The organism is Paraburkholderia sp. Ac-20336, assembly GCF_017105025.1.
In the GTDB taxonomy this organism is placed as follows: domain Bacteria; phylum Pseudomonadota; class Gammaproteobacteria; order Burkholderiales; family Burkholderiaceae; genus Paraburkholderia.
Genome location: NZ_JAAGPS010000231.1, coordinates 1 through 5021, shown reverse-complemented (window position 1 = coordinate 5021; position 5021 = coordinate 1). Strand labels below are relative to the sequence as shown.

Annotated in this window: 3 protein-coding genes and 2 pseudogenes; 1 reads left to right on the top strand and 4 read right to left on the bottom strand. The window is 69.8% G+C overall.

Going from position 1 to position 5021, the window contains the following annotated elements; genetic code table 11:
- Nucleotides 1-830: pseudogene (locus tag GXB81_RS30355) on the top strand (GTP-binding protein); the annotation flags it as partial.
- A 133-nt stretch (nt 831-963) separates the two neighbouring features.
- Here the strand turns inward: GXB81_RS30355 and cobJ are convergent.
- The 4 genes and pseudogenes from cobJ to GXB81_RS30335 all read right to left on the bottom strand — a co-directional run.
- On the bottom strand, nt 964-3156 hold the full coding sequence (gene cobJ / locus GXB81_RS30350; RefSeq protein WP_241016593.1) for a precorrin-3B C(17)-methyltransferase: 2193 nt from the start codon (nt 3154-3156) through the stop codon (nt 964-966).
- Entirely contained in the window at nt 3144-3935 is a 792-nt protein-coding gene (locus tag GXB81_RS30345; protein WP_240158915.1) for a precorrin-2 C(20)-methyltransferase, read from the bottom strand. The genes cobJ and GXB81_RS30345 overlap by 13 nt, the downstream gene beginning before the upstream one ends.
- A complete protein-coding gene (locus tag GXB81_RS30340; RefSeq protein ID WP_167041771.1) occupies nt 3936-4562 on the bottom strand; it encodes a precorrin-8X methylmutase in 627 nt (208 codons plus the stop codon).
- A pseudogene (locus GXB81_RS30335) lies at nt 4555-5021 on the bottom strand (oxidoreductase); the annotation flags it as partial. The gene GXB81_RS30340 and the pseudogene GXB81_RS30335, both read right to left, overlap by 8 nt.

Genomic DNA, 5021 nt, shown 5'->3' with positions numbered 1-5021 from the left:
GGGCCGATTCGCTGGCCGCGCAGCTACAGCGCAAGGAAGCGCAACTCGCCGACGATGCGTTTCGCCGCAACCGCGCGCAATGGCAGGCGAGTCTCGTCGAGCAGCGCGTGAAGGTCGATGCGTTGCGCCAGCAGCGCGAGGGCCGCGAGCGCGAACTCGATGCGGCGCGTCTCGACGATCCGGCTGCCGAGGCGAAGCGCTATCGCGCGTCGGCGGAGCTTGCGCGCAGCGAGCAGCACGAGCGCCAGGTGCGGATCGCGCAACTGCGCAGCCAGTTGGAGACGATGGGCGCGTCCGGTCTCGGCGAACGGCTGGCGGCGCTCGACGCGCAGATCGAGCAGGCCACGCGCCGCAAGGACGAGCTGAGCCTGCGCGCGGGCGCGCTGAGTCTGCTCGACGAGGTGCTCGTCGACGAACGCGATGCGGCGGTGGCGCAACTGCGCGCGCCGTTGACCGAGCGGCTGGGCCACTACCTGAAGCGGATTTTTCCGCAAGCGAGCCTCGCGCTCGGCGACGACCTGAGTCCCGCGGCGCTCGATCGCGCGGGCCGCGAGGAACTGCTCGACGCGCTCAGCTTCGGCACGCGCGAACAGCTCGGCATCCTGACGCGGCTCGCCTACGCGGACCTGCTTCAGTCGTCGGGCCGGCCAACCCTGTTAATGCTCGACGATGCGGCTGTGCATACCGACGCATCGCGGCGCGATGCGCTCAAGCGCGCGCTGATCGACGCGGCCACGCGGCACCAGATTCTGGTGTTCACATGTCATCCGGAGTTGTGGGACGACCTCGGGGTCAGGCAGCGAGCGGTCGAGGATCTGAAGGTGGCGTGAGCGGGGTGAGGCAGGGCCAATCGGGACGAGGCGGGACGAAGCGAGGAGCGAGCAGTGAGGCGAGAAGCGACGCGAAAAGCGAGGGGACGTGCTTCCCGCAGGTCTCGTGCGGGTTTTGTACAGGCGCGCCCGCCTACTCGTACCAGCGCGGCGTGTACACCCACTGCGCGCCGTCGGCCCCGCAGGCAAACCTTCGCGTCAGCGACGACCCGACGATCACCATCGTACGCATGTCTACGTCCGACGAACGCAACTCGCCAAGCGTGAGCGTGCGCAGCGTGCCGCCGGGCCGGCCGATGTCGCGGCCGAGCACGACCTCGGTCGAGGCCGCGCGATACTCCCGCACGATGTCGAGCGCCTTGTCCAGTTGCCACGGGCGCGCACGCGAAATCGGGTTGTAGAACGCCATCACGAGATCGGCTTCGGCCGCGTGACGCAGGCGTTTTTCGATGATCGTCCACGGCTTCAGGTTGTCCGACAGCGACAGCATGCAGAAGTCGTGGCCAAGCGGCGCGCCGGCTTGCGCGGCGGTCGCGAGCGCGGCCGAGACGCCCGGCACGATCGACAGTTCGACGGTGGCCCAGGCGTCGTCGCGCGAGGCGTCGAGCGCTTCGAGCACGGCTGCCGCCATCGCGAACACGCCGGGGTCGCCCGAGGACACCATCACGACCGCGCGGCCCTCGCTCGCGAGTTCGAACGCGTGGCGCGCGCGCTGCATTTCCTCGCGATTGTCGGTGCCGTGCACGCGCTGATCCGCGCGCAGCGGGCCGGCCATTTTCACGTAGGTGTCGTAGCCGAGGATGTCGGTGGCCTCGTTCAATGCCGTGCGCGCGGCCGGGGCTAGCAGGTCGGCGCGGCCGGGGCCGAGGCCGATCACGGTCAGGCGGCCGCGCGCTTGGCCGATGGTCGCGGGATCGATGGCGAGCGGGGTGAGGGCGAGAGCGAGGGCGATGGGGGGATGGGCGTGCGGCGCCTCGTGGGATGTTTCGTGCGGCGTGTTGTGAGCCGCTGCGTCTGGTGTGTTGGGTATGGCTTCATTCAGCGTCTTATGCGGGACGCGCAGCGAAGCATGCAGCAATGCCTCGGGGGTTGAGCGATCCGCCGCGGAGCTTGCGTCGGCGAAGCGCAGCGGCACGTTCAGGAGCGCCGCGGCTTGCGCCAGCGCGGGGTGGGTCATTCTCGCGGTCGGCGCGAGCAAGGCCGCTAGCGACAGCGCGGCGAGGCCGTGTGCGTCGAGGGCTGCACGTACGTGTGCGGCGATCGCTTCGGCGGATTGGGTAACGGACTCGGCCGGGGCGCTGTCAGCCATCGCGGCAGGCTGAGCGGTAGTGCGGCCTGTATGGGCGTTGGCTTCGGCGGTAGCGGTCGCAATAGAGGTCGCAGCAGCACTGTCAGTTGCCGTGCCGCTCGCGTTATCGCTGGCTTTGGCCTTGGCGTGACCGGCATCGCCACCGGTTTCCTCAGCCGCGCCGGCAGTACGAGCCTGCGCTTGCTCAGCAGCATCGGTACTGCCCCACGCATCCGCCAGCACCACCGCCGCCACCACGCTCCGTGGATGAATCACCAGTTCATCCACGCGGCCATCCCACGCATGCGGCGTCACGCGAATCGCGAGCCGTGCGTGGGCATCGCGCGGCAGTTGCGCGTCGTCGAGCCAGGGCGCCTCGCCTTCGATGCGCGTGCTTGCCCCCGCGAGCAGATCCGACACGAAGCGCTTGCCTTGACCCAGATCGGCGAGCGCATAGCCCTCAGGCGGATTGAGCACGCAGGTGCCGAAGCGCAACTCGCCGCTCGTCGTGATCGCGGGCTGCACGGTCAGGGCCGTGGCGATTTCGCGCGCCATCACGTTGACGCCCGCGAGGCCGCCGAGCAGCGGCACGACCGCGCTGCCGTCCTCGGCGACCGCGAGTACCGGCGGCTCCGCGCCCTTGTTCGACAGCAACGGCGCGAGACAGCGGATCACGATACCGGCCGCGCACAGCGCGACGATCGGCGTGCCGCGCGTATAGAGTTCGCGCAGGTGCGCGCCGAGTTCAGTGTAGGCGACGTCGGCCCCGCCCCCGCCCCCGACCCCTACGCGGCCTTGCAGCGCGTGGATTTCGCAGCGAGCGGGAGCGGAGAGAACAGGTTGAACGCTGCGATCGACGGCAGCCGTACCGCGAGCAGCGTCGGCATCGCCGTCACGGGCGGCGTCGGCGCCGTGTGTCGCCTCAGCGTCGCACATAGCCTGTGCGCCGCGCCCCTCATAAACCGCCCGAATCCGCCGCGCGGTCTCCAGCGCCCCCGCGCCGAGAATCACGATGGCCGGCACGTTCATCCTTGCCATTTTTGCCCCGGCACGACAAGCAGCGAAAAATACGGCGAGGCCATCGGATCGACCTCGGCAAGCGGCACGATGCGCTGATTGCCCATCGTCGCGCGTTCGACGTAGAGCGCGCGCCCGGCGAGTCCGAGGTCGTCGAGCACGCGCCGCACCTTGTCGAAATTGCGGCCGAGCTTCATGACGACGGCGGCGTCGGCATCGGCGAGACGGCGGCGCAATTCGTCCTCGGGCAGCACGCCCGAGAGCACCGACAGGCTCTGGTTGCGATACACGAGCGGCGCGCCGAGCACGGCCGCGCCGCCGAGCATCGAGCACACGCCCGGCACGACTTCGCTGTCGTAGCGCGCGGCCAGCCGGTCGTGCAGGTACATGTACGAGCCGTAGAAAAACGGATCGCCCTCGCAGATCACGGCGACGTCGCGGCCCGCGTCGAGATGGCCGGCGACGATTTCGGCGGCCGTGTCGTAGAAGTCCGCGATGATCGCTTCATACGACAGCGGCGGTTCGAGCGCCTCGGTCGTGACCGGATAGACGAGCGGCAGATGCTGCTGCGCCTCGTCCAGATGCGCCTCGACAATACCGAACGCGTTGCCTTTCTTGCCCTTCGCGACGAAGTACGCGACCACCGGCGCGGCCTTCAGCAAACGCAGCGCCTTCAGCGTGATGAGTTCGGGGTCGCCGGGGCCGACGCCGATGCCGAACAGCCGGCCCCGGGTTGCCGTATGCCGCGTCGCCAGGGAGGTCGCTTGAGTTGTCGTTTGAGTCGTCACCTGTGCCGTCATTTACTCGATCTCCGTTGCGAGCGCGTTGACCGCCGCGGCCGCCATCGCGCTGCCGCCGCGCCGTCCGTGCACGACCACGTAGGGCACGCCGCGGCTGTTTTCCGCGAGCGCCGCCTTCGATTCGGCCGCGCCGACGAAGCCGACCGGAAAGCCGAGAATCAGCGCGGGCTGCGGCGCGCCCGCATCGAGCATGTCGAGCAGATGGAACAGCGCGGTCGGCGCATTGCCGATCACGACGACGCTGCCGGCGAGGTGCGGGCGCCACAGCTCGAGCGCGGCGGCCGAGCGCGTATTGCCGATCTCGCGCGCGAGCGCGGGCACGTTCATGTGCGTGAGCGTGCAGATCACCGCATTGTCGGCGGGCAGCCGCGCGCGCGTGATGCCCTGCGCAACCATGCCCGCGTCGCACAGGATCGGCGCGCCTTGCGCGAGCGCCACGCGGCCCGCCGTGCCCGCGCCGGCGGAGAACGCGAGGTCGTCGATCACGTCGACCATGCCGCACGCGTGGATCACGCGCACCGCGAGTTTTTCGAGGTCGGCGGGGATACGCGACAGGTCGGCCTCGGCGCGAATCGTCGCGAAGGATTGGCGATAGATCTCCTGACCGTCGCGGATGTAATCAAGCATCGGGTTTATTCCTGACGAGACGCGCGAGCAGGTCGGCGGCCTCGTCGATCGTCAGTGGGGGTGCGACGCAGTGGCCGAAACCGGAGCGGCCGTCGCGTCGATAAAGGTCGTAGACGCCGGGCGCGGCGGCGAGCAGCGTGTACGGCGCGCAATGCGCGGCCGCGCACGAGCGCGGGCAGCCGCTCAGATGCACGTCGACGCCGGCGGGCAGTCGCGCGGCCAGTTGCAGCGCGTCGGCCTTGGTGTCGGCGAGACTCTTCGCGCAGCCTGGCGAGCCGGTGCAGGCGATTACGTGCGTGATGGCTTGGGCGGGATCGCAGGCGAGCCCGAGCGCGCCTAGCTGCGCGAGGACGGCGGGCACGGCCTGCGTCGGGATGTCGGGCAGCAGCACGCTTTGCCAGGGCGTGATGCGCAGCGTGCCGTTGCCGTAGCACTGTGCGAGCGCGCCGAGGCCGTGCA